Consider the following 23,042-nt stretch of genomic DNA (forward strand, 5'->3'; position numbering starts at 1 on the left):
ATCACGATTAAGGTTCCGTTCAAGCTTCGATATTGTTCAATTTTCAAGGTCCTGTGCCGCTCTCCCTCGCGGGACAGCTTGTTTATTATATCTCGCAAAGTCTTGTTTGTCAAGCACTTTTTTGAAATATTTTTTATCAGCTTTTCAGCGGCTTGCCGTTTTTGACGGCTCAGTTATAATACCACACCTGTTTTCAAAATGCAAGCGTTTTCGACAAAAAAATTCAAAAAAATTCAGGAAGCCATCCAAAGCCTCCTGAAACCTTTATTCCTGCAGCAGTTGCCCCCGTAGATTCTGTAAGATTTTCCGTTCTCTGCGGGAGATCTGCACCTGCGTGGTCCCCAGTACCTTTGCGGTCTCGCTCTGGGTCTTGCCGGAGAAAAAACGCAGAAAGATCAGCTGTCGGTCCTGAGGCGGCAGAGTTGCCAGCACCTCCTGCAGGCTGATGCGATCCGCCAGCTCCTCTTCCGGGGATTCCACCGGGATGTCCACCTCCCGGCCGCCTTCCTCCTCCGCCACCGGAGTAAGTGACAGTGCCGGCTGACTGGCTCGAATAGCCAGGGCCACCTGCTCCGGCTTTGCCTGCACCGCCTGGGCCAGCTGGCTCACACTGGGCTCGCAGCCGTTCTGCTTGATCATTCGCTCCCGGGCAGCACTCACCCGCAGGCCCAGCTCCTTGAGGGAACGACTCACCTTAACGGTGCCCCCGTCCCGGAAAAGCTTTTTGATCTCGCCCAGAATGACCGGCACCGCATAGGTGGAAAACTGCACCCCGCGTTCCTGATCAAATCCATCGTAGGCTTTAATCAACCCCATACAGCCCGCGGAGTATAAATCGTCGTATTCCACGCCTCTGCCCCGGAACCGGCCGGCACAGGCATGGACCAGCCCCAGATTATTTTCAATGAATTCCTCCCTTGGGCCAAGTGTTGTGGGCATTGTTCCCTTCCCCTTTCTATTATCTTATGTAAAAGGGGGATCATTGTTTTGTGCTCAGCGCCTTGGTCATCACCACACGGGTGCCCTTGCCCGGGGTGCTGGTCACCCGCACCTTATCCATAAAGCTCTGCATCACCGCGAACCCCAGCCCGGCCCGTTCCTCCGGATTGCCGGTGGTGAACATGGGCTGCATCGCCTTTTCCACGTCGGGAATACCCACGCCCCGGTCGGTCACGGTGATCTTTACCCCGCCGCCTTCATACAGAGCCGCAGTCAGGTAGACCAGCCCCACCTGCTGGGGATAGGCATGGACGATACAGTTGGTCACCGCCTCGCTTACCGCGGTTTTCATATCCGCCAGTTCGGGCACGGTGGGGTCCGCCTGAGCCAGAAAGGCCGCCAGCGCCCCACGGGCAAACCCCTCGTTCACACTGCGGGAATAAAAGCTGATCTTCATCAGATTATAGGCTTTCATGCTTGCCGCTCCTTTTCTATTGATATTCCACATGGGCCAGATCCAGCATCTTTTTGATGGATTCCGGCGCCTGCTGCACCACCAGCTGCCCTTCGGTGGCCTGCATTCGCCGGGCACGGCCCAAAATCAGCCCGATGCCGGAGGAGTCCATAAAGGTCACCCCGCCGAAATCCAGAATCAGCCGGGCGGGCATCCGGGCAGAAAGCTCCGCGTCAATCTGCTGGCGCAGCATCTGGGCGGAATGATGGTCGATCTCTCCGCTTAAATAAGCCGCCAGCAGATCATCCGCGCTGGTAAACATCACCTGTGCCATTTCCGTTCTCCTTTCACATCCTTTTTTCGGGGCAAAAAAAGACCCCGTATTCTTGGCACTTACCAATATACGGGGTCTTGTGTGAATATTTTGCCGCAACCGGTCAGCTGCGGTGAATTTTTTAGTGTCGTCTCTCCTCTTCAGGAAAGCCGCTTCAGCAGCTCTAGCCGGGCCTGGGCCGCCAGATACAGCGAGCCGCACACCACTGCGCCATTCGGATGGGCCAGTGCCTGATCCAAGGCTTGATTCAGGTCTGCACAGGCGGTCACCTTCGCCTTGGGCGCTGCGGTTCGAGCCAGTTCCGCCAGCTCCTGCGCCTCCATCGCCCGGGGGCAGGGAGGCGTTACGGTGTAAATGGCATCAAAGCAAGAGGCCAGCGTCTCCAGAATCTGGGCAGCCGCCTTGTCTGCCAGAACGCCCAGCACCGCCGCCGGCTTCTTTTTGGTATGAGTGCGCAGCACACCCGCCAGAGCTTTTGCCCCCGCCGGGTTGTGGCAGCCATCCAGTATCACCAGCGGTTCCTTGCGCAGCACCTCAATGCGGGCCGGGAAGCGGGCGGTCTCCAGCCCTTTCAGAATGGCTTCGTCGGAAATTTCGTAGCCCTTGCGCCACAAGGCCAGGGCGATCTCCACCGCCATGGCCGCGTTGCAGCTCTGGTGAGCGCCCAGAAAGGGCAGCTCCACCTCGTAACCGCCATAAGAAAACGGGTTTGTCAGCGGCTCAGACTGTTCGGGCAGATTCAGATCCTCCGGCTGGGGCTGCACCAGCTCTGCCTTCTGGCGGATACACTCCGCCACGATAGCCTGCTGAGCCTCGGGGTCCTGCAACGGATAACAAACCACCGTGCAGCCGGGCTTGATGATGCCAGCCTTTTCCTTCGCAATGGCTTCCAGCGTATCGCCCAGCACCTCGGTGTGATCCAGATCGATGCGGGTAATGGCCGCCACCAGGGTATTGTCCACCCCATTGCTGGCGTCGTTTTTTCCGCCCACGCCGGTTTCCAGCACCGCCAGATCGCACTGCTCCTGATAGAACCACAGCAGTGCCGCCGCGGTAACCGCGGTGAACTGTACCGGCTCCTCATCCAGCGTTTCAGCGGCAGCACGTACCTGACCTGCCACCTCTTCCAGCACATCCGCCGGGATCATCTCGCCGTTGATCTGCATCCGCTCCCGGAATTCCAGCACATAGGGCGAGATGGTCAGCCCGGTCTTATACCCGGCCTCCTTTAAAATATTGGCCGTCAGAGTGGACACCGTGCCCTTGCCGTTGGTGCCCGCCACATGTACAAAATCCAGATAATTCTGAGGGTCCCCCAGCTTTGCCAGCAGCTGGCGCATCCCCTCCACCCCGGGCTTGCCGTTGGTGCGGGGCAGACTTTGCAGCCACTCAGTATTCGATTTCGATGCTGGTGTCATAGCTTTCCTCTTCCTCCTTCTGCTGTTGGGGAACCGGCTCCCATTGGGGCTGCGGCTCCGGGGCCCGCCGGGTGGTCTTTCGGGCGGATCGTACAGGAGGCTCATACTGTGACCGGGGCTCTTCCTGCCACTCTTCTTCCTCCTCGTCCTCCCATTCCTCCTGAGGCTGAGGCGCGGGGCGGGCCGCCGGGCGCTTTTTTGCCGGGCGCGGCTGAGGCTCCGGTTCCACAAATTCCCGATCATCATGCCGATGTACAAACAGAATCACGCACATGCGGAAGAACATCAGGATTACCAGCGCCACAAACAGACCCACCAGAAAACCGGCAAAGTCGATCCATACGTCCTTCACACTGGAACCGCGACCATCCACAAAGATCTGAATAGTCTCGTCGGTCACTGCAGTGCCCAGCCCCAGGAACAGCGGCCAGCTTATATGCTTGATAAAATGCCGGGTATACACCCGCAGGCAGAGCATGAACCAGAAGCCCATCATCATAAATTCGGTAAAATGGGCCATCTTGCGGATCACATGCAGGCTGAAGGGGCCAAGGCCCACGGTGCCGGCCACCTCGTTGACCACCTGCTGTACCTGCTCGCTGCGCAGGCTGGACTGCTCTGCAATCTGCAGAGAGTTTTGAAAAATGAACACCACACTGTAAATCAGACAGGCAGTGAAGAGGATTCGAAAAAAGATTGTGAACGGGCTCGTTCGTTTCTTCTGATACAAAAATCCATCCCTCCTAAATGATTGTTGAACACACAACACTTTCCCTTGTGTCTTTCGCCATTATAGCACATCTGTCAAACCCCGGGTGCTCCGGGATTCTGCCTGATATACGAAAAAGGAGCCCGGTTTTCTGCAAACCGGACTCCTTTTTCATGAATTTTTTACAAAATCACAACAGTCGCTCAACCCAGAGCCGCGATGGACTCCTCCACGCGAGCCAGCTTTTCCTGGGCACGGGCCAGCTTCTGGCGGATCTCCTCCACCACATTGGCGGGGGCCTTGTTCACAAAGCCCTCGTTGCTCAGCTGGCGGCTGAACATGCCGATCTCCTTCTCAGCGCCGGCCTTTTCCTTGTTCAGGCGGGCCAGTTCCTTCTCCCGGTCAATCAGCTCCATCATGGGGATGAAGCCGCGGGCCGCATGGGTGATGACCTGCACCATGCCGGCGGTGTCGCCGGTGTACTTCTCGGTGAGGATCACGTCGGTGGCGAAGGCAAACTTGGCCAGATAATCGCCGCCGCGGCGGAAGGCCTCGGTCTCGCTGGTCTCGATGATCATGCTGCTGCGCTTGGCAGGATGCACGTTCATCTCGGCGCGGATGGTACGAACCGCCTTGATGTAATCCATCAGCTTCTCGAAGTCCGCTTCCTCAGCAGCGTAGTTCAGCTCCTCGGTGAATACCGGCCACTGCTCGGTCATGATGGTCTCGGAAGTGCCGGGCAGAGCACGGTAGATCTCCTCGGTGATGAAGGGCATGAAGGGATGCAGCAGCTTCAGCGCCTGGGTCAGCACATACACCAGTACCTTGCGGGCGTTGTCGGCCTCCTCGGGATCGGTGGAGTTCAGGCGAACCTTGGCGATCTCGATGTACCAGTCGCAGTAAACCTCCCAGATGAAGTCCTGCACCTTCTGGGCAGCCAGACCCAGCTCGAACTTGTCCAGATTGTCGGTGACGGTGCGGGCCAGATTGTTCAGGGTGGACAGAATCCACTTGTCGCTCAGATCCAGCTTGTCCGCAGCGGGCAGACCGGCCTGAAAGTCCTCGGGCAGGTTCATCATCACGAAGCGGGTGGCGTTCCACAGCTTGTTGGCGAAGTTCCGGCTGGCCTTGATCTTCTCGTCGGAGAAGCGCATGTCGTTGCCGGGGGTGGAGCCCAGAACCAGAGTCAGGCGCAGGGCATCGGCGCCGTACTGGGCGATGATCTCCAGCGGGTCGATGCCGTTGCCCAGGCTCTTGGACATCTTGCGGCCCTGGGCGTCACGCACCAGACCGTGGATCAGCACGGTGTCGAAGGGCACCTTGCCGGTGTATTCCAGACCGGAGAAGATCATGCGGCTCACCCAGAAGGTGATGATGTCGTAGCCGGTGACCAGCGTGTTGGTGGGATAGAAGTAGTCCAGATCCTCGGTCTTGTCCGGCCAGCCCAGGGTGCTGAAGGGCCACAGAGCGCTGGAGAACCAGGTGTCCAGGGTATCCTCATCCTGACGCAGCGCGCCGCCGCACTTGGGGCAGGTGGTCATGGGCTCGTCGCTCACATGCACTTCGCCGCAGGCGTCGCAGTAGTAGGCGGGAATCCGATGGCCCCACCACAGCTGACGGCTGATGCACCAGTCACGGGTGTTTTCCATCCAGTGGTAGTACTGCTTGTCGAACCGCTCGGGCACAAACTTGATGCGGCCATCCCGCACCGCGTCGATGGCCGGGCCGGCCAGAGGAACCATGCGCACGAACCACTGCTTGGAAACCATGGGTTCGATGGTAGTGCCGCAACGGTAGCAGGTACCTACGTTATGGGCGTGGGGCTCGATCTTCTCCAGATAGCCGCCCGCCTCCAGATCGGCCACGATGGCCTTGCGTGCCTCGTAGCGATCCATACCGGCGTACTTGCCGCAGTCGGCGGTCATGTGGGCGGTTTCGTCCAGAACCTTCACAATGGGCAGGTTGTGGCGCTGGCCCACCTCGAAGTCGTTGGGGTCATGGGCAGGAGTGATCTTCACAACGCCGGTACCGAACTCCATGTCCACATAGGTGTCGGTGACGATGGGGATTTCCTTGTTCAGCAGGGGCAGCAGCACCTTCTTGCCATGCAGGTGCTTGTAACGCTCGTCATCCGGATGGACGGCCACGGCGGTATCGCCCAGCATGGTCTCAGGGCGGGTGGTAGCCAGAACCAGGAATTCGTCGGTGCCCACGATGGGGTACTTCAGGTGCCAGAAGCTGCCCTCCTGATCCTCATATTCCACCTCGGCATCGGAGATGCTGGTCTTGCAGTGGGGGCACCAGTTGATGATGCGCTCGCCGCGATAGATCAGGTCCTTGTCGTACAGATACTTAAAGACCTTCAGCACCGCCTTGCTGCAGCCCTCGTCCATGGTGAAGCGCTCGCGGTCCCAGTCGCAGGAGCAGCCCAGCTTTTTCAGCTGGCTCACGATGCGGTCGCCGTACTGGTTCTTCCAGGCCCAGGCGCGCTCCAGAAAACCGTCGCGGCCCAGCATTTCCTTGGTCAGGCCCTCTTCCTTCATCTTGGCCACAACCTTGGCCTCGGTGGCGATGGAGGCGTGGTCGGTGCCGGGCACCCACAGGGCGGCGTAGCCCTGCATGCGCTTGTAGCGGATCAGGATATCCTGCCAGGTTTCGTCCATGGCATGGCCCATGTGCAGCTGACCGGTTACGTTCGGCGGCGGCATCACGATGGTGTAGGGCTTTTTGTTCTTATCCGCCTTGGTGTGGAAGTAGCCGCCATTCAGCCAGAAGGCATAGATGTCGTCTTCCACACGGGCGGGATCATACAATTTTTCCAGTTCTTTCATTGTATTCCCTCCTGTTTGGTTTCTGCCGGGGCAAACAAAAAGGCCGCCCCAGGCGTGTGTTCACACTTGGGACGGCCTGTACAAAACAATACAATACCGCGGTACCACCCAAATTGCCGCCGGAAACCGGCAGCCACTCGGAGCCCTTAACGCGGGCGACACGGGCAGAGGCTACTGAAGGTTCACCCCGCCTGCTCAAAAGCGACAGCACCCGGCGCGTTCTGCCGGGCTTTCACCTGCCCCCGGCTCTCTTTTCCAAAACGCATTGCCGCGCGCCCTCTTTTTCAGCGCATTTGTAATAATGATTATAGCAACATCCGGCCGCCGCGTCAATCACCGGCGGCGCAAAAGCCTTGCAGTGCTGCCTTTAGCCCAGAGAGATGCCCATGCGGCGGGCAACCTCCAGCATGCCGTGGCCGTCCGGAACCAGGCGGCTCTTGCCGGCAATCTCGTCCAGCGGGTTCTCGGTGACGTGGATGTTGCGCATGGCCACAGTCACGCCGTACTTCTCGTGCTCCACCAATTTTGCGGCATAGGTGCCGAACTGAGTGGCCAGCACACGGTCATACGCCGAGGGAGAACCGCCCCGCTGCATGTGGCCAGGCACGCAGACGCGGGTCTCAAAGCCGGTCATCTTCTCGATCTGGGCCGCGATGCGGTTGGTGGCGGTGGTGTAGCCCTGCTCCTTGCGGCGGGCGGCACGCTCCTTCTTCTTCATGCGGGCTTCCTCGTTGTCGAAGGCGCCCTCGGCCACCGCCAGAATGGAGAAGGTCTTGCCCTGAGAAGCACGGCGCTCCACGGCGGCGCATACATTATCAATGTTATAGGGCATTTCGGGGATCAGAATGATGTCCGCACCGCCGGCCACGCCCGCGTACAGGGTCAGCCAGCCGGCCTTGTTGCCCATCAGCTCCACCACCATGCAGCGGCGATGGCTGGAAGCGGTGGTGTGGATGCGGTCGATCACCTCGGTGGCGATGTCCACGGCGGTGTGGAAACCGAAGGTCACGTCGGTGCCGTAGATGTCGTTGTCGATGGTCTTGGGCAGACCGATCACGTTCAGGCCTTCCTGGGCCAGCAGGTTGGCGGTCTTGTGGGTGCCGTTGCCGCCCAGGCACAGCAGGCAGTCCAGCTTCATTTCCTCGTAGTTTTTCTTCATGGCGGCCACCTTGTCCACCTGATCCTCCCCGATGACACGCATCAGCTTGAAGGGGGTGCGTTTGGTGCCCAGAATGGTGCCGCCCATGGTCAGAATGCCGGAAAACTCCTCCGGCTCCATCTCCCGCCACTGACCGTTGATCAGACCGGAGTAGCCGTTGGTGATGCCAACGATCTGCACATCATCGCCCATGCGCTGATACAGCGCCTTTGCCACGCCGCGAATGGTGGCGTTCAGGCCGGGGCAGTCGCCGCCGGAAGTAAGAATACCGATCCGTTTTTTCATTGTTCCAATTCCTCCCTCACAGCCCGGCCGATCCGCCGGGAGAGCGGCTTTGGGCTGCCGCCGAAAACCGCATACATTTTCTTTTTTTAGAGTATCGCCCTTTTTGGTGGTTTGTCAATCTTTTTTGCCGAAAAAGGACTGTAAAAAAATTGAAAAAAAGTAGTTGACATTTTCCCGTTCAGTGCTATAATAAATTATCGTTGGAGCAAACGCTCCGGCAGATGAATATTGGAGAATTGTGTAAGGGTAGCACGACAGACTCTGACTCTGTTTGTGAGGGTTCGAATCCTTCTTCTCCAACCAGAAATAGCAGCAGCCCGCACGCTGTTGCTATTTTTTACATCGGGGTGTAGCGCAGCTGGTAGCGCGCCTGGTTCGGGACCAGGAAGCCGTGGGTTCAAGTCCCGTCACTCCGACCAAAAATCGGCAAGCACCGTCAGGGGCTTGCCGATTTTTACTTATTCACTTTTCACTCTTCACTTTTCACAAAAAGTAGTACAGCTTTTTCTTTGGATACCGCCGAAGCTTCGGCTTCTGCGGTATTTTTGTTTGTTCAAATCATTCCCCGGCCAGACTTGTCAATGTATCGCCTGCAATGCGATAGACCGTCCATTCATCCATGGGCTGTGCTCCCAGCGACCGGTAAAATTCAATGCTGGGTTTGTTCCAGTCCAGGCACCACCACTCCAGGCGGCCACATCCTCGCTCCACCGCAATGGCAGCCAGCTTCTTCAAAATAGCCTTGCCGTAACCATTGCCCCGGTACTCCGGCTGCACATACAAATCCTCCAGATACAGCCCCGCCCGGCCCAGGAAGGTGGAGAAGTTGTGGAAGAAAAGCGCAAAGCCGATTTCTTTTCCATCCACCACGGCAAAGATGACCTCTGCCTTCTGCTTGTCGAATATCCACTGTTCCAGTGTGGCCTCATCCGCCACCACCTCGGAAAGCAGCTGTTCGTAATCGGCCAGCTCCCGGATGAATTGCAGGATCAGCGGAACATCTTCCCTCCGGGCAAACCGGAATTCAAGCTCTTTTTTCATCTTGATCCCTTCCCTTTTCGTTTTGCGCATACCAATAACCGGCAGCGCCTGTATGAAACAAATTTTATCACAACACAGCAGTGAAGTCCACATTGCTCCCCTGTTCCTCACCATTGTTTTTCGGTCTGCTGTGCGCCAGTTCGCCATTCAATGACACAATCGCTCCACACTCCCCCAAATTCTCATTTTTTGTTCCCCTTGTGGGCACAGATATGGTATAATAAATAAAATAACAATCTGTCCGGGGCTGGCAGGCACTCGCCGGTTTCCGGGTTCTCTTGGATGTGCAAGGAGGCAATCTGGCATGGATATTATGGTACTGGGTGTGGCCGGCGGCACCGGCAGCGGAAAAACCACGTTGACCCGACGGCTGAAGGAACGCTTTGGAGACCAGATCAGCGTAATCAGCCACGACAATTATTACAAGCGTCAGGATCATCTGACCTACGACGAACGCTGCCGCACCAACTACGACCATCCGGATGCCTTTGATACCGACCTGATGGTGGAGCATCTGGCCGCGTTGAAACGGGGCGAAACCATTTACTGCCCGGTATACGATTTCTCCGAACACAACCGTTCAGACGATCTGCTGGAAATCAAGCCCGCGCCGGTGATTCTGGTAGAGGGCATTCTGATTTTTGCCAGCCAGGAGCTGTGCGACCTGATGGACATCAAGGTCTTTGTGGACACCGACGCCGATGTGCGCATCCTGCGCCGCATTGTGCGGGACGTGAAAAAGCGCGGCCGCACACTGGACAGTGTGGTCTCCCAGTATCTGACCACCGTGAAGCCCATGCACGAACAGTTTGTGGAGCCCAGCAAGCGCCGGGCCGACCTCATCATTCCCGAAGGCGGCAAAAATCCCGTTGCACTGGAAATGCTCATCCACCGGCTGGAAAGTCATCTGAATCAGGCCTGATCTGCACAAATATAGCGGCCCCGCGTCCTTTTTCAAGGCACGCGGGGCCGCTTTTCTATGCTCTGTCCATAGGCTTTCGTAAGCAATCAGTCATTCAAAATGATTTCAGCCGCCAGCTGACCCACCTGCTGCATCCGCTCGCGCCCCTCCTCCGGGAAGGAGACCTCCTGATCTCCCCAGTCGGTGAACATGGAGATAATGTAGGGCCGCTCTGCATACACAATGGCCATGTCGTGCAGGGCCTGATCCCAGCTGCCGTATTTTTTCGCTGCCGGGGCCGGGCAATACAGAAGATCGTGATCTGCCGCAAGGAATGCTTCCTGCAATTCCAGCGCATTTTCCGTTCCGGTTTCAAAGTAATCGTACAACGCACGCATGGCCCGGCCGCCATCCGCACCGGTGACCCAGCCGTGGATACCTTCTTCCACCACTTCACATCCCTCCGGGCTGGCAAATCCCAGCTCGGTGAGAAAATCGGAAAAGCCGGTGTCCAGACTGCCCGGCCACATGGCTCCCAGATCATGGGCTGCGCCATTGCTGCTGTGGGCAATCATCGGATAGATCAGATCCCATCCGCTTCCGCTGCCCACTGCAGCATCCAGATCGATCAGCCCGTCTTCATCCCGCTGGCAAAGCCACAGGGCATAGGGCGCCTTCAAGGTACTGGCACAATAAAATCCATTGTCCGGCTTGTATGTATAGGTCTGACCCGAACCAATGTCCTGAATCCACACCGAAATGCTGCCGGGCATACTGTCCAGAAGTGCATCCATTTCAGCAGCTTCCTCTGTGGTAATCGGGCGATCGGTTGCCAGCTCCGGCTCCAGTGTAGCCGTTGGCACAGGCGTTGCCGTTGGTTCCGGCTCCGACTCCGACTCCGGGGCCGGTGCCGGATGTGCCTGACTGACACTGCTGCTCTGCGCCGCACTGCTGTCGGTATTCGAAGCCTGCCGCATCATGGAATGGGCCGCTGCCGCAATGACCAGAATCATGATCAGAATCATCACAACCCAGGGCCAGCGGGTACGTTTCTTTCGTTGTTTTCTCGTCTGCGTTTTCATGGTTCCCTCGGGCGAAGCTTTTGCCGCCGCTTCTTCCTCTTTCCCCCCAAAAAACATATCGCCGGCAGGCGAATCACACACCGGCTTGTTTTTAATATTATACTACAATTCTGTCGAAATAGGCCAATTACACAAATTTTTCAATTTCTGCCCCGCTTTGCAGCAAAAGAAAGCCACGCCAGCAATGCTGGCGTGGCTTTCCGCTACTGATACGTTCGATCCTCAGGCGCCCTTCTTCCAGTTGTCGCTCATGCGTTCCCACCAGGTGGGCTCGTAGGTTCCCAACTGCTTGTGGTAAGCCTTTTCCGCAGCGCGCATTGCCTTATCCGCTTTGCGCTGCTCGGTGGTGTAGTTCACCATTCCGTAGCTGTTCACATCGATCTCGATCTCGGGTTTTACCCGGCCGGATTGTGCAGGCATCAAAAACAACATAAAACGCGCATCTCCTTTCAACAGCGTTCGTACCAGCATGCGCACAAGCCCCGGTGGCTGTGCGCGAAAAACGGGGAATGCCTTCGCATCCCCCGCTTTTTCATTTGAAGAATTTGTGCAGCAGGGTCTGCAACCTTTCGGCCATGCCGGGCCGGTAGGTTCCAAGCTCTTTCTGATAGGCCGCCTGAGCGGCTTTCATCTGCTTTTCGGCTTTTTTCTGTTCCGCGATCCGGCGGCGGGAATATCCGGTCTCATCGAACTGCCGCATCTCCGCAGCTGTGCGGGGAATTCTGCTGTTCACGGATCTCGCCCTCACGCGCTGCGGAACATGGCCTTGATCCGCTCCAGAAGGGTGGGCTTATAAATTCCAAGCTCCTTCTGATACGCAACCTCGGCAGCCTTCATCGCCTTTTCCGCATTCTTTTCTCCGGCAGAGGCAAAGCCCTCCGTCTCGTTATACAGCTTGGCGTTCAGCCCCTGCTGGATCTGATTCGGCCCGTAATTCATAATTCCTACCTCCTCTCCTCGCCTTTAGAATATCACACAGAATTTCAAAAAGCAAGAAGAATTCTTTTGGCCAGATCACCAAAGAGTGGTCACCTGATTGTACATGTCGATGTAGCTCTGGGCAGAAACGTTCCAGCTGAAATCGCAGCACATGGCGCGCCGCACCAGAACCGGCCAGCCCTCCTTCTGCCAGTAGCCTTCCTTGGCGCGCCAGCAGGCCTCGTACAGGTCGTGGGCGTTGTACTGGCTGAAGGTGAAGCCGTTGCCGTAACCGTCGCCGGAATCGTGGATGGAATCCCGCAGGCCGCCGGTCTCGCGAACAATGGGAATGGTGCCGTAGCGGCAGGCCACCATCTGGGCCAGGCCGCAGGGCTCGGACTTGGAGGGCATCAGGAACATGTCCGCGCCCGCATAGATGCGGCGGGCCAGCGGCGGCACAAAGCCGATGTACACACCCACCCGGCCGGGATGACGGACTGCCAGATCGCTGAAGAACGCCTCATAGGCGTGCTCACCGTTGCCCAGGATCACCAGCTGGATGCCCTGCTCCAGCAGGCCCTCGGCCACGCTGCGCACCAGATCCACGCCCTTGTGGCCCACCAGACGGGTGACCATGGCCATTACAGGGCTGCCGTCCTGATCCAGATTGAATTCCTCCTGCAGCGCTTTCTTGCAGGCGGCCTTGCCTTCATGGAAGGTATCCGCGTTGTAATGGGCGGCAATGTTGGGGTCGGTCTCCGGGTTGTAGGAGTCCACATCAATGCCGTTCAGGATACCGCACAGCTTGTACTGCTTCTGGCGCAACAGGCCGTCCAGCCCATGGCTGAACCAGGGATCCAGAATCTCGCCCGCGTAGGTGGGGCTCACGGTGCTCACCTTGTCGGAGGTCTCGATGGCGCCCTTCATGAAGTTGGCGCAGCCATCGTATTCCACAATGTGTGCATCCCGTCGGCCAATGCCGCAGGTATCCTCCAGAATATCCAGGCCGTATTTGCCCTGATACTGGATGTTGTGGATGGTGAACACCGTCTTGATGCGGCTGAACTTGTCCAGATGGCGGTAATACAGGTTCAGGAACACCGGCACCAGAGCGGTCTGCCAGTCGTTGGCGTTGATCACATCCGGCACAAAATCGGTGTAGAACAGCATCTCCAGAATGGCCCGGCTGAAGAAGGCGAAGCGCTCGCCGTCGTCATAGAAGCCGTACAGGCCACTGCGGCGGAAGTAGTATTCGTTGTCCAGGAAATAGAAGGTCACACCGTCCCACTGGCAGGTAAACAGGCCGCAGTACTGGCTGCGCCAGCCCACCGGAACGCTGAAGTTGGTCACATAGGTCAGCTTATCGCGGAATTTCAGATCACCGTACAGCGGCATGACCACCCGGCAATCCACACCGTTTTTCACAAGGGCCTTGGGCAGGCTGCCCGCCACATCGCCCAAACCGCCGGAGGCGGCAAAAGGATTGGCCTCGCTGGCGCAAAAAAGAACATTCATCGTGTTGTCCTCCTTCAATGAGGGATATATATGGGATAGGGCGGGAGCCGGCGGAATCCCCGGCTCCCGCCCCGGGGAGAGAGATCAGGGAATGTTGCCATTCCCCTCAAGGCTTTATTTATACTGTGTGCCCCTTGGCCACATATACCGGGAAGGTATCTGTGCCGGACAGCTTCTTATCGGCAGTGATCTTCACGTTCTTGTCGGTCACAGCGTATTCCACTTCGGCGCCGGCTTCCACGACGGTGTTCTGCATCAGAACGCAGTTCTTCACCTTCGCGCCCTTCTTGACCTTGACACCGCGGAACAGAACGCAGTTCTCCACTTCGCCCTCGATGATGCAGCCGTCGGCCACCATGCTGTTCTTCACCTGGCAGTCCATGGCGTAGCGGGTGGGAGCATTGTCATGCACCTTGGTATAAATGGGCTTGTCCTCTGGGAACAGCGCATCCAGATTCTTGGGATCCAGCAGACGCATGTTCTCTTCGAAGTAGCTCTTGCGGTCCGCGATGCGGGCGGTGTAGCCGGTGTATTCGAAGCCCTGCACATTCAGCAGCTCCAGATTACGGGCCAGAATGTCCTTCTCGAAGTACAGCAGGCCACGGATGGAGGCATCCTTGATCATGGCAACCAGGCTCTCGCGCTGGATGATGTACACGTTCATGGACAAGTTCTGCACACCGGGACGGTAATCGTTGGTGAGCAGCTCGGTCACACGGCCATCCTGCAGCTTCAGGGTGTAGTTATCCTCTTTCAGGCCCTGAGGAATGGCGCTGCGCTGATACATCACGGTTACGTCGGCCTGGCTGGCCACATGAGCGGCAATCAGCTCGTTGAAATCAAAGTTGAAGGCCACGTCGGAATCGCTCATGATCACGAACTCTTCCTTCTGATCCTCCAGAAACTCCACCAGGCTGGCCAGTGCTTCCACACGGCCGCGGTACAGCTTTACGTTGGCTTCCGCATAAGGGGGAACCAGATTCAGACCACCGCGCTTGCGGGTCAGGTCCCATTCACGGCCGGACCCCAGATGATCCATCAGGGAGTGGTAGTTCTGCTTTACCACGATGGACACGTTGCTGATGCCGGAATTCACCATGCTGGACAGCACAAAGTCGATCAGGCGGTAACGTCCGCCAAAGGGTACGGAAGCCATGGTACGCTCGGCCACCAGTTCCTGCACCAGGGAGTCATGCGCGTTGGGGAAAATAATTCCCAGAGCGTCCGTGTTCGATTTTACCATTGCTCCTCACCATCCTTAACATCTTTAACAACCATTGCCTTGGGGCCAACCTTCGCATTTGCGCCAATGGTCACACCCTCACCCACAACGGCTACGCCCCAGTCGTCCACGTTCTCCATGTCCTCCGGGCGTTCACCGACAACCGCGCCGCTCTTCACGACCACGTTCTCGGCAATAATGGAATACTTAACGGTAGCACCGGGCTCAATCACCGCACCGGGCATTACGATGGAATCCTCCACCACGGCGCCCTCGCCCACCTTAACACCGGCGAACAGAACGCTCTGAATCAGCTTGCCTTCCACGCGGCAGCCCTCGGTAACCATGGAGTTGTCGATCACTGCGTTGGCGCCGATCCACTGGCCGGGCATGCCGGAGTTGCGGGAGTAGATCTTCCAGTCATCGCTCCACACATCCAGAGAAACGTTGGGGTTCAGCAGGTCCATATTGGCATCCCACAGGCTGCTGATGGTTCCCACGTCCTTCCAGTAACCCTCGAAGTGGTAGGCCACCATCTTTTCCTTGCTGGCCAGCATGCTGGGGATGATGTTCTTGCCGAAATCGTTGTCGGAAGCGGGGTTGGCCTCGTCCTCGATCAGGAATTTGCGCAGCTTCTCCCAGGTGAAGATATAGATACCCATGGAGGCCAGATTGCTCTTGGGCTCCTTCGGCTTCTCTTCAAACTTGGTGATCACGTTGTTCTCGTCGGCGGTCATGATGCCGAAACGGCTGGCCTCTTCCCAGGGCACTTCCATTACGGCGATGGTGCAGTCGGCGCCGTTCTCCTTGTGGAAGTCCAGCATTTTGCCGTAGTCCATCTTGTAGATGTGGTCGCCGGAAAGGATCACCACATAGCCGGGGTTATACCGGTCGATGAAGTTGATGTTCTGGTAAATGGCATTGGCAGTGCCCTTGTACCAGTCGGAACCGGTTGCCGTCTGGTAAGGGGGCAGCACATGAACGCCACCATACAGACGGTCCAGATCCCAGGGCTGGCCATTGCCGATGTACTCGTTCAGCACCAGAGGCTGGTACTGGGTCAGAATGCCAACAGTGTCGATGCCGGAGTTGACACAGTTGGACAGGGGGAAATCGATGATGCGGTATTTTCCCCCAAACGGTACAGCCGGTTTTGCCAGCCGTTGGGTCAGGGCATAAAGCCGTGAGCCCTGGCCGCCGGCCAGCAGCATTGCGATACATTCTTTCATAATTTTTTCTCCCCTTATCGGCGGTTTTTCCGCCTTAATGTGCTGTTTTATTCCAAAGCGCCCAGAAAGAAGCGGTTACTTCTCCTTGGGAGCCGCCTTTTTGGAGGCGGCAGGCTTCCTGGCTTGTTTGGTTCCCGCTGCGGTAGTTTTTGCGGTTTTAGCTGCCGTTGCGGCGGGCTTTTTGGCAGCAGACTTTTTGGCGGCTGTTTTCTTGGCCGCGGTCTTTTTGGGCTGCGCTTTCGCTTCAGGCACGGCCAAGTACACGGTGCTCAGCGGAGGCAGCGTAAGCTGAATGCTCTGATCAAAGCCATGCAGAGGCTTTTTGCGGGTACGCTTGGCCGGGTTGTGCACACCGCCGCCGCCGTACTTCACATCATCGCTGTTCAGCAGCTCCTTGTATGTACCGGGATTGGGCACGCCCATCTGGTAATCCACGCGCTCGATGGGGTTGAAGTTGCAGACCACCATGATCATCTTGCCCTTGGCGTCCCGCCGCAGGAAAGCAATCACCGATTGCTGGTTGTCATCCGGCACAATCCACTGGAAGCCCTCCCAGCTGTAATCCACTTCCCAAAGCTCGGGATGCTCGGTGTAGAAATGGTTCAGATCCCGCACATAGGCCTCCATCTGGCGGTGGCTGTCGTATTCCAGCAGCATCCAGTCCAGGCCCTTGGCCTCGTTCCACTCGCTGAACTGGGCGAATTCCTGGCCCATGAACAGCAGCTTTTTGCCGGGATGCGCCATCATATAGCCATAGAAGGTGCGCAGGTTTGCGAACTTGTCCTTGTATTCGCCGGGCATCTTGTTGATCAGGCTGCCCTTGCCGTGTACCACCTCATCGTGACTGATGGGCAGAACAAAATTCTCGCTGAAAGCGTAGAAGAAGCTGAAGGTCACCTTGTTGTGGTTGCCTGCGCGGAACAGCGGGTCGGTGCTCATGTAGCTGAGCATGTCGTTCATCCAGCCCATGTTCCACTTGAAGTTGAAGCCCAGGCCGCCGTCCTCCGCCGGCTTGGACACCATGGGCCAGGCAGTGGATTCCTCGGCGATCATCAGCTTGTGGGGATGGCGGCCCAGCACAGTGCTGTTCAGCTTGCGCAGGAAGGCGATGGCCTCCAGGTTTTCCTTGCCGCCGTGGATGTTTGCCTCCCATTCCCCGTCGCGCCGGTTGTAATCCAGATACAGCATCGAGGCAACCGCGTCCACACGCAGGCCGTCGATGTGGTACTGCTCGATCCAGAACAGCGCGCTGGACACCAGGAAACTCTCCACCTCGGGCATGCCATAGTTAAAGACCATGGTGCCCCATTCCTTATGTTCGCCCCGCCGGGGGTTGGGATCCTCGTAGCAGGGCGCGCCGTCGTACATGTAAAGGCCGAAGGCATCCTTCGGAAAATGCGCAGGCACCCAGTCCATGATCACGCCGATTCCGGCCTGATGGCACTTGTCCACAAAGTTCATAAAGTCCTTGGGGGTGCCATAACGGCTGGTGGGCGCAAAATATCCGGTTACCTGATAGCCCCAGCTCCCATCGAAGGGGTGCTCGGTCACAGGCAGCAGCTCCACATGGGTGTAGCCCATGTACTGCAGATACGGAATCAGCTGATCCGCCAACTCGGAATAGTTGTAGGGATCTCCGTTTTCCTTCACCTTCCAGCTGCCCGCGTGCAACTCGTAGATGTTCATGGGGCCGTTAATGGGATCCGCCTTTTTCTGCCTGGCTTCCCACTCATCGTCCTGCCACTGGTACCCGTCCAGGTTGTACACCTTGCTGCCGTTGGACGGCCGGGTCTCTGCATGGAACGCATAGGGATCCGCCTTAAACAGAAGTTCGTCACCCGGGGTGGTGATGCAGTACTTGTACACATCATATTCCTGAATCCCCGGAATGAATGCTTCCCAGATGCCGGTGTCCTCCAGCTGCTGCATGGGATGACTTCCCGGCACCCAGCTGTTGAAATCGCCTACGATGCACACCGCTTTCGCGTGGGGGGCCCAGGTGCGGAACACGACCCCCTCCCGGTCTCCCTGCCGTTCCATGTGGGCGCCAAAGAACCGGTAAGCCTCAAAATTGTTGCCCTGCTTAAACAAATATATGGGCAGCTCCGCATGTTTATGTTCTTTCTTCACGCCTGTCTCCCTCCCTGGGGCTTTTTACCCCAATACGTTACCTTTATCATACCATTTTTAAGATATTTTTCAAGTATTTTATGTCATATAGTGCCAAAAAACCATTTTGCATTTTTTTCGTTTTGGCATATTTGCACAATGCTTTTTCCACTTAGTTGGGCAAAGCGGCGGATTTTCCGAACGCTTTCGGTTTTGGGTTTTTCCTACTTTTTTACTGCCATTTTATACATTCTTTTCCCAGCTGGAGCAGAAGATTTTCAGGGCGGACAACCGTGTTTCTCCCGGGTACATTTTTTATGGTAAAACATGTTCTTCTTTTTGTATACAGGATATTTTTCTCTCTGTACACGCAGAACTGTAAAATGTGCGTTAATTCCAAGTTTTATACTATGTTTTTTGTTTTTTCACAAAAAGAACCCCCGTACCGGCAGTTCCGATACGGGGGTTCCTGTTTCTGGTTGATTTTCCGCCAGTTGAATCAGCGGGCCAGGATCTCGTCGATCAGCTGATCCACCATCATCAGGCAACGGGGCAGATGGAAGGGGCCCTTGAAGGTGGAACCCTTGCAGGCAGGCTCGGTGGGCTTGCCGTCGCGGCGCAGGTAGCCGTACCAGTCGCCGTACTCGGGATCGCTGAACACCTTCTTGCAGTACTCCAGAGTCTCATCGAAGATCTTCAGATACTTCTCATCCTGGGTATCGCGGTAGATCATCATGCTGGCGATGAGCAGCTCGTTGTGAGGCCACCACAGCTTCATGTCATGCTCGTAAGCCTCCGGGGGCAGACCCTTGCAGTCGATGAAATACAGCAGGCCGCCGTACTCCTTGTCCCAGCCGCCTTCGTAAGCGTAATCGAACAGGGTCTGAGCCTTCTTGCGCAGCTCCTCGTCGCCAGTGTGCTTGGCCTGCTCCATCACGAACCAGCTGCACTCGATGTCGTGGCCGGGGTTGACCACACGGCCGGCGGTGTAGTCCATCTGCAGCTCGCCGTTCATGCCAACCGTCTCCAGAGTGCACTTCAGTTCGGGCTTGAAGTGATACTTGAAGATGGTCTCACAGCACTCCTTGGCGCGTGCTTCGTACAGCGCGTTGTTTTCGGGGTCACAACGGCGCATCACGGCGGTGATGTTCAGGTAGATCATGGGATCAGCCAGAGCGCGGCCGGTGCGGGTCTCGGGGATGGTCTTGGGGCCCATGCCGGTGGGATCCTTGATCAGGCCGTTGTTCAGCTGATAGATCAGCTCGTAGGCGCGGCGGGCGCGCTCGATGCACTCCTTCTCACCGGTCACGCCGTAGTACTCGGCGTTGGCGATGGCGTAGAAGCCTTCAGAGAAGCAGTAACGGCGCTGACGCAGAGGCTTGCCGTCGGCGGTCACGGTGAAGTACATGCGGTCGCCGGCTTCCCGGTTGATGCAGTATTTCTCCATGAAGTCCAGGCAGCTCTTGGCCGCATCCAGCCACTCCTGCTTTTTGCCGTATACATGGCACAGGTAGGAGAAGGTCCAGGCGCAGCGGCCCTGGAACCAGACGCTCTTATCGGTGCTGAACAGCTTGCCGGTGCGGTCCAGGCAGGTGTAAACGCCACCATGCTCGTGATCCATGCCGTTCTTCAGCCAGAAGTTCACGCTGCGCTCCAGCTCCTCGCGAACCCACTTCTGATACTCTTTCAATTGCTCTACATGCTTATCCATGATAATCACAACTCCTTGTGCGAAGCGGCCGGAAAACAGCCGCTTTTTAAAATCTCTGAAAGCCCGGGCCCCGTTGCAGGGTCCGGGCTGAAAAACAAAGTACGATCAGCAGAACTTGGCAATGGCCTCGTCGATCATCTTGGCGCACTTCTTGACCTGCTCCATATCCTCGGGGAACAGGTTGGGCAGGGGCTTGCGAACGCCGCCGATGTCCAGATTCTCGCGGATGCGCAGGATCTCCTTCATCACAGCGTACAGGTTGCCCTTGCAGGCGCACATGGCGTAGATGATGGCGTCGATGGCGTACTGAACCTCGGCAGCTTCCTTGACCTTGCCGGCCTTCAGCAGCTCGTCAGCCTTCAGCAGCAGCTCGGGCATTACAGCGTAGGTACCGCCGATGCCGCCGTCAGCGCCCATGGCGCGGCCGGAGATGAACTGCTCGTCGGGACCGTTGAATACAACAAAGTCCGGGCCGCCTTCCATCTTGAACATCTGGATGTCCTGTACGGGCATGCTGCTGTTCTTCACAGCGGCAACGCGGGGGTTCTTGCGCATCTCGCGGAACAGGGGCATGGTCAGGGCCACGCCGGCCAGCTGCGGGATGTTGTAGATCACGAAATCGGTGTTGGGAGCAGCGGAGGAAATGTCGTTCCAGTACTGAGCGATGGCATGCTCGGGCAGCTTGAAGTAGATGGGAGGAATGGAGGCAATGGCGTCAACGCCCAGGCTCTCGGCATGAGCAGCCAGCTCCATGCTGTCGGCAGTGTTGTTGCAGGCCACATGGGCAATCACGGTCAGCTTGCCCTTGGCTTCGCTCATCACAGCCTCCAGGGTCTGCTTGCGCTCTTCCTTGCTCTGGTAAATGCACTCGCCGGAGGAACCGCAAACGTATACGCCCTTAACGCCCTTCTTGATGAAGTAGCGGGTCAGCTCTTTGGTGCGCTCAACGCTGATGTTGCCTTCGTCGTCATAGCAGGCGTAAAACGCGGGAATAATGCCCTGGTACTTGGAAATGTCTTTCATGTTTTTCCTCTCCTTTTTTGGAAATACACCTTAAAAATTTGTCCGCAAGGACTATTTAAACTGCGGGATCAGGCCCGCACTTTAAACACAGCTTTCTGTACGTGTGCCTCACCGTTCAGCTGCACCTTTACCATGTGCACGTCCTCGGGGAATACCACCAGAACGTCACCGGGGTGCATGGTGAACCAGGTCTCCACCGGGCCTTCGTAACCGATGAAATCGGTGGCTTCATCCCGGGTGGTGGCCTTCAGACGGGAAACATCGGTCACACCGATCTTTTCCTCGCCGCTGAGCAGCACATGGATGTCGGCATACTGGGCGTGTCCCTCCCAGGCGGCCTTCTCCAGCGGCAGCGTGTCGTAATCAAAACGGTTGATGTAAACGTTGTCGCCGTCCACATCGTTGCGGCCGAACTGCAACTGACTCAGGTCGGCGGTTTTCAGATAGCGGATGGCGGTGTCCAGTGCGTCACTTACGCCCAGGTAGCGCTCCATCTGCTGGTAATTGGTATAAATCATTGTTTTTCAGACCTCTCTTCTGCAAGGTTCTGTTCAAAGGCGGCGCGGGCTGTGCTGCCCTCCAGCCGAACCAGAATCCGCCGCTCCATGGCAGGATTCCGTTCCGGGTAGTCCGCCCGGTAGTGGGAACCGCGGCTCTCGGTGCGCATGCACTGCGCGCTGAGAATGGCCTGTGCCAGGTGCAGCTGCGCCCACAGCCGGCGGCTGGCCGCGATCTGCGTGGCGTCGTCGCCTTCGGTAAACGCGCATCCGTCTGCCAGCTGCGCAAGGCGCTCCATGCCCTGCCGCAGCGCTTCGCCGGTACGAACCACCATGCCGCATTCGCTCATCACGTCCTGCATCCGGCGGCGGCGCTCGGCCTGATCCGGAATAATCCGGGCGTCAAATTCCACCGGGCCATCTGCCCTGGGCACGGGCTGTGCTGCCGCAAAAGCCGCCGCACTCTCGCCCGCTTTTCTGCCGAACACCAGCCCGTTGGCGGTGGAAAGACCGCCGATCCGATCCGCGCCATGCATGCCGCCGGTCACCTCACCGCAGGCAAACAGCCCGGGCACTCCGGTAAAACCGTTGGGATCGATGCGCACACCGCCATTGGCCGCATGGGCAAAGGGAGCAATCTGCACCGGGTCATCCATGGTCAGATGCTTTTTCTCCCACAGCCAGTCAAAGTAAGTACGCACGAACTCAGGCGTGTTTTCCCGGATTTCAGGGCCGTAGGTCACGGTAACTCCCTGCTCCGGCGCGGCCTGCGCGGCTTTCACCATGGCCAGATCCACCCGCCTGGAAATAAGCCGGCTGGTGAACGGCCCGTGGGTGGACCGGCATTCCAGAAGGGCCTGCCGGTCCGGTTCGTTCTCCAGAATATCCCTTCCGTCCGGCCCTGTCAAGCGGGTGTAGCGGAAGGTTTTTTCGTTGAAAATGGTTTTGCGGCAGGGGTTCAGGTAACCGGGCATCATCTGCATGAACTCCAGATTCACCAGCTCCGCCCCGGCTTCCAGCGCCAGCCACTGGCCGGCGCCAGCCACATCATCGGTGGTGAGGCGATCCCGGAACAGGCCGCCATAACCGCCGGTGGCCAGCACCAGCGCACCGCACCGGATGGCGGTCAGCTCTTTGCCGCAGCAGACCACTGCACCGCTCACCCGTCCGTCGGTTTTGATCAGCTGCAGCAGCTCGCAGCCGGGCAGCTGCTCCACGCCGGATTCCTCCATTTTGCGGGAGAACACCTGGCGCATACTGTCGAACAGCAGACCGTTCCAGCTGCGGTGCTTGCGGTCAAAACAGGGAATAAAATCCTTTTGATTCTGGTCGGCAGCAGCCTTCAGCTGAACGCCCATGGCCTTCACGCCCTCGATGGCCGGGGCAATGCCCGCCACAAAGGCCCGTACCATGGCTTCATCCGCCATGCCGCAGCCAACCTCCAGAATGCTCTGAACCAGATCCTCCTGGTCGGCTTCGTTTTCCGGCCCGATCAGCCCGAGACCCCAGGTTCCAGGGTAGAAGCTGGAGCCGGAGAACACCGGGCCACTGCTTGCCAGAATCACCGAACGGCCGGCCACCGCCGCAGCAAGGGCCGCCATGATTCCGGCAATGCCAGAGCCGACCACCAGCACATCACAGTGCCTTGAATATTTCAGCCGCATC

Annotated in this window: 21 protein-coding genes and 2 tRNA genes; 3 read left to right on the plus strand and 20 right to left on the minus strand. The window is 57.6% G+C overall.

Annotation, left to right across the window (positions count from 1 at the left end; genetic code table 11):
• Positions 1-264: 264 nt before the first annotated feature.
• The 7 genes from EDD77_RS06450 to EDD77_RS06480 all read right to left on the minus strand — a co-directional run bounded on the left by EDD77_RS06450 (position 265) and on the right by EDD77_RS06480 (position 8,129).
• Positions 265-939 (minus strand): sigma-70 family RNA polymerase sigma factor, encoded by a 675-nt coding sequence (locus tag EDD77_RS06450; protein ID WP_058963556.1) that lies wholly within the window; start codon positions 937-939, stop codon positions 265-267.
• 40 nt (positions 940-979) lie between these two features.
• Entirely contained in the window at positions 980-1,414 is a 435-nt protein-coding gene (spoIIAB, locus tag EDD77_RS06455) for an anti-sigma F factor (RefSeq protein ID WP_058963557.1), read from the minus strand.
• Positions 1,415-1,430: 16 nt separating this feature from the next.
• Positions 1,431-1,727 (minus strand): anti-sigma factor antagonist, encoded by a 297-nt coding sequence (locus tag EDD77_RS06460; protein WP_058963558.1) that lies wholly within the window; start codon positions 1,725-1,727, stop codon positions 1,431-1,433.
• 140 nt (positions 1,728-1,867) lie between these two features.
• Entirely contained in the window at positions 1,868-3,145 is a 1,278-nt protein-coding gene (locus EDD77_RS06465) for a bifunctional folylpolyglutamate synthase/dihydrofolate synthase (RefSeq protein WP_058963559.1), read from the minus strand.
• The gene (locus EDD77_RS06470) at positions 3,117-3,875 is read right to left on the minus strand and encodes a VanZ family protein (protein WP_077138506.1); all 759 of its coding nucleotides are present in this window, start codon (positions 3,873-3,875) and stop codon (positions 3,117-3,119) included. Before EDD77_RS06470 ends, EDD77_RS06465 begins: the two co-directional genes overlap by 29 nt.
• 182 nt (positions 3,876-4,057) lie before the next feature.
• Positions 4,058-6,685, minus strand: coding sequence for a valine--tRNA ligase (locus tag EDD77_RS06475; RefSeq protein WP_058963560.1), 2,628 nt, complete (start codon positions 6,683-6,685; stop codon positions 4,058-4,060).
• 367 nt (positions 6,686-7,052) lie between these two features.
• On the minus strand, positions 7,053-8,129 hold the full coding sequence (locus tag EDD77_RS06480) for a 6-phosphofructokinase (RefSeq protein WP_058963561.1): 1,077 nt from the start codon (positions 8,127-8,129) through the stop codon (positions 7,053-7,055).
• A gap of 229 nt (positions 8,130-8,358) precedes the next feature.
• On the opposite strand from EDD77_RS06480, the gene EDD77_RS06485 reads away from it, so the two are divergent.
• A tRNA-Gln gene (locus tag EDD77_RS06485) sits at positions 8,359-8,432 on the plus strand.
• Positions 8,433-8,472: 40 nt separating this feature from the next.
• Positions 8,473-8,548 (plus strand) — tRNA-Pro (locus tag EDD77_RS06490).
• Positions 8,549-8,687: 139 nt separating this feature from the next.
• Here the strand turns inward: EDD77_RS06490 and EDD77_RS06495 are convergent.
• Complete coding sequence (locus tag EDD77_RS06495; RefSeq protein ID WP_082669535.1) at positions 8,688-9,170, minus strand: GNAT family N-acetyltransferase; 483 nt, start codon at positions 9,168-9,170, stop codon at positions 8,688-8,690.
• Positions 9,171-9,474: 304 nt separating this feature from the next.
• Between EDD77_RS06495 and udk the strand changes: the two genes are divergently transcribed.
• On the plus strand, positions 9,475-10,092 hold the full coding sequence (gene udk, locus EDD77_RS06500; RefSeq protein WP_058963563.1) for a uridine kinase: 618 nt from the start codon (positions 9,475-9,477) through the stop codon (positions 10,090-10,092).
• Positions 10,093-10,178: 86 nt separating this feature from the next.
• On the opposite strand, the gene EDD77_RS06505 is transcribed toward udk, so the two are convergent.
• The 12 genes from EDD77_RS06505 to EDD77_RS06560 all read right to left on the minus strand — a co-directional run bounded on the left by EDD77_RS06505 (position 10,179) and on the right by EDD77_RS06560 (position 23,041).
• A complete protein-coding gene (locus tag EDD77_RS06505; RefSeq protein ID WP_172733315.1) occupies positions 10,179-11,153 on the minus strand; it encodes a serine hydrolase in 975 nt (324 codons plus the stop codon).
• Between the two features lie 222 nt (positions 11,154-11,375).
• On the minus strand, positions 11,376-11,585 hold the full coding sequence (locus tag EDD77_RS06510) for a hypothetical protein (protein ID WP_058963565.1): 210 nt from the start codon (positions 11,583-11,585) through the stop codon (positions 11,376-11,378).
• A 100-nt stretch (positions 11,586-11,685) separates the two neighbouring features.
• Positions 11,686-11,886: a hypothetical protein gene (locus EDD77_RS06515; RefSeq protein ID WP_058963566.1), complete on the minus strand. Its 201-nt coding sequence runs from the start codon at positions 11,884-11,886 to the stop codon at positions 11,686-11,688.
• An 11-nt stretch (positions 11,887-11,897) separates the two neighbouring features.
• Entirely contained in the window at positions 11,898-12,092 is a 195-nt protein-coding gene (locus EDD77_RS06520) for a hypothetical protein (protein WP_058963567.1), read from the minus strand.
• Between the two features lie 75 nt (positions 12,093-12,167).
• Positions 12,168-13,586: a glycogen synthase GlgA gene (gene glgA, locus EDD77_RS06525; RefSeq protein ID WP_058963568.1), complete on the minus strand. Its 1,419-nt coding sequence runs from the start codon at positions 13,584-13,586 to the stop codon at positions 12,168-12,170.
• A gap of 118 nt (positions 13,587-13,704) precedes the next feature.
• A complete protein-coding gene (gene glgD, locus EDD77_RS06530; protein ID WP_058963569.1) occupies positions 13,705-14,829 on the minus strand; it encodes a glucose-1-phosphate adenylyltransferase subunit GlgD in 1,125 nt (374 codons plus the stop codon).
• Positions 14,823-16,040, minus strand: a complete 1,218-nt coding sequence (locus EDD77_RS06535; RefSeq protein ID WP_058963570.1) for a glucose-1-phosphate adenylyltransferase — start codon at positions 16,038-16,040, stop codon at positions 14,823-14,825. Before EDD77_RS06535 ends, glgD begins: the two co-directional genes overlap by 7 nt.
• Before the next feature lie 72 nt (positions 16,041-16,112).
• Positions 16,113-18,167 (minus strand): 1,4-alpha-glucan branching protein GlgB, encoded by a 2,055-nt coding sequence (glgB, locus tag EDD77_RS06540; protein ID WP_058963571.1) that lies wholly within the window; start codon positions 18,165-18,167, stop codon positions 16,113-16,115.
• A gap of 478 nt (positions 18,168-18,645) precedes the next feature.
• Positions 18,646-19,857, minus strand: a complete 1,212-nt coding sequence (locus EDD77_RS06545; protein WP_058963572.1) for an AGE family epimerase/isomerase — start codon at positions 19,855-19,857, stop codon at positions 18,646-18,648.
• Between the two features lie 105 nt (positions 19,858-19,962).
• Entirely contained in the window at positions 19,963-20,880 is a 918-nt protein-coding gene (locus EDD77_RS06550; protein WP_058963573.1) for a dihydrodipicolinate synthase family protein, read from the minus strand.
• A gap of 68 nt (positions 20,881-20,948) precedes the next feature.
• The gene (locus tag EDD77_RS06555; RefSeq protein ID WP_058963574.1) at positions 20,949-21,398 is read right to left on the minus strand and encodes a YhcH/YjgK/YiaL family protein; all 450 of its coding nucleotides are present in this window, start codon (positions 21,396-21,398) and stop codon (positions 20,949-20,951) included.
• A complete protein-coding gene (locus tag EDD77_RS06560) occupies positions 21,395-23,041 on the minus strand; it encodes an FAD-binding protein (RefSeq protein ID WP_077138507.1) in 1,647 nt (548 codons plus the stop codon). Before EDD77_RS06560 ends, EDD77_RS06555 begins: the two co-directional genes overlap by 4 nt.
• Position 23,042: the final 1 nt, after the last annotated feature.

Source organism: Allofournierella massiliensis (genome assembly GCF_004345265.1).
Taxonomy (GTDB): Bacteria; Bacillota; Clostridia; order Oscillospirales; family Ruminococcaceae; genus Allofournierella; species Allofournierella massiliensis.

Excerpts from the sequence above, each read along its gene's own strand:
- EDD77_RS06450 (WP_058963556.1), bottom strand. The coding sequence starts at position 939 with ATGCCCACAACACTTGGCCCAAGGGAGGAATTCATTGAAAATAATCTG.
- glgA (WP_058963568.1), bottom strand. The coding sequence starts at position 13,586 with ATGAATGTTCTTTTTTGCGCCAGCGAGGCCAATCCTTTTGCCGCCTCC.
- glgD (WP_058963569.1), bottom strand. The coding sequence starts at position 14,829 with ATGGTAAAATCGAACACGGACGCTCTGGGAATTATTTTCCCCAACGCG.
- spoIIAB (WP_058963557.1), bottom strand. The coding sequence starts at position 1,414 with ATGAAAGCCTATAATCTGATGAAGATCAGCTTTTATTCCCGCAGTGTG.
- EDD77_RS06460 (WP_058963558.1), bottom strand. The coding sequence starts at position 1,727 with ATGGCACAGGTGATGTTTACCAGCGCGGATGATCTGCTGGCGGCTTAT.
- EDD77_RS06520 (WP_058963567.1), bottom strand. The coding sequence starts at position 12,092 with ATGAATTACGGGCCGAATCAGATCCAGCAGGGGCTGAACGCCAAGCTG.
- EDD77_RS06560 (WP_077138507.1), bottom strand. The coding sequence starts at position 23,041 with ATGCGGCTGAAATATTCAAGGCACTGTGATGTGCTGGTGGTCGGCTCT.
- EDD77_RS06505 (WP_172733315.1), bottom strand. The coding sequence starts at position 11,153 with ATGAAAACGCAGACGAGAAAACAACGAAAGAAACGTACCCGCTGGCCC.
- EDD77_RS06495 (WP_082669535.1), bottom strand. The coding sequence starts at position 9,170 with ATGAAAAAAGAGCTTGAATTCCGGTTTGCCCGGAGGGAAGATGTTCCG.
- udk (WP_058963563.1), top strand. The coding sequence starts at position 9,475 with ATGGATATTATGGTACTGGGTGTGGCCGGCGGCACCGGCAGCGGAAAA.
- EDD77_RS06510 (WP_058963565.1), bottom strand. The coding sequence starts at position 11,585 with ATGTTGTTTTTGATGCCTGCACAATCCGGCCGGGTAAAACCCGAGATC.
- EDD77_RS06545 (WP_058963572.1), bottom strand. The coding sequence starts at position 19,857 with ATGGATAAGCATGTAGAGCAATTGAAAGAGTATCAGAAGTGGGTTCGC.
- EDD77_RS06550 (WP_058963573.1), bottom strand. The coding sequence starts at position 20,880 with ATGAAAGACATTTCCAAGTACCAGGGCATTATTCCCGCGTTTTACGCC.
- EDD77_RS06480 (WP_058963561.1), bottom strand. The coding sequence starts at position 8,129 with ATGAAAAAACGGATCGGTATTCTTACTTCCGGCGGCGACTGCCCCGGC.
- EDD77_RS06475 (WP_058963560.1), bottom strand. The coding sequence starts at position 6,685 with ATGAAAGAACTGGAAAAATTGTATGATCCCGCCCGTGTGGAAGACGAC.
- EDD77_RS06465 (WP_058963559.1), bottom strand. The coding sequence starts at position 3,145 with ATGACACCAGCATCGAAATCGAATACTGAGTGGCTGCAAAGTCTGCCC.
- EDD77_RS06555 (WP_058963574.1), bottom strand. The coding sequence starts at position 21,398 with ATGATTTATACCAATTACCAGCAGATGGAGCGCTACCTGGGCGTAAGT.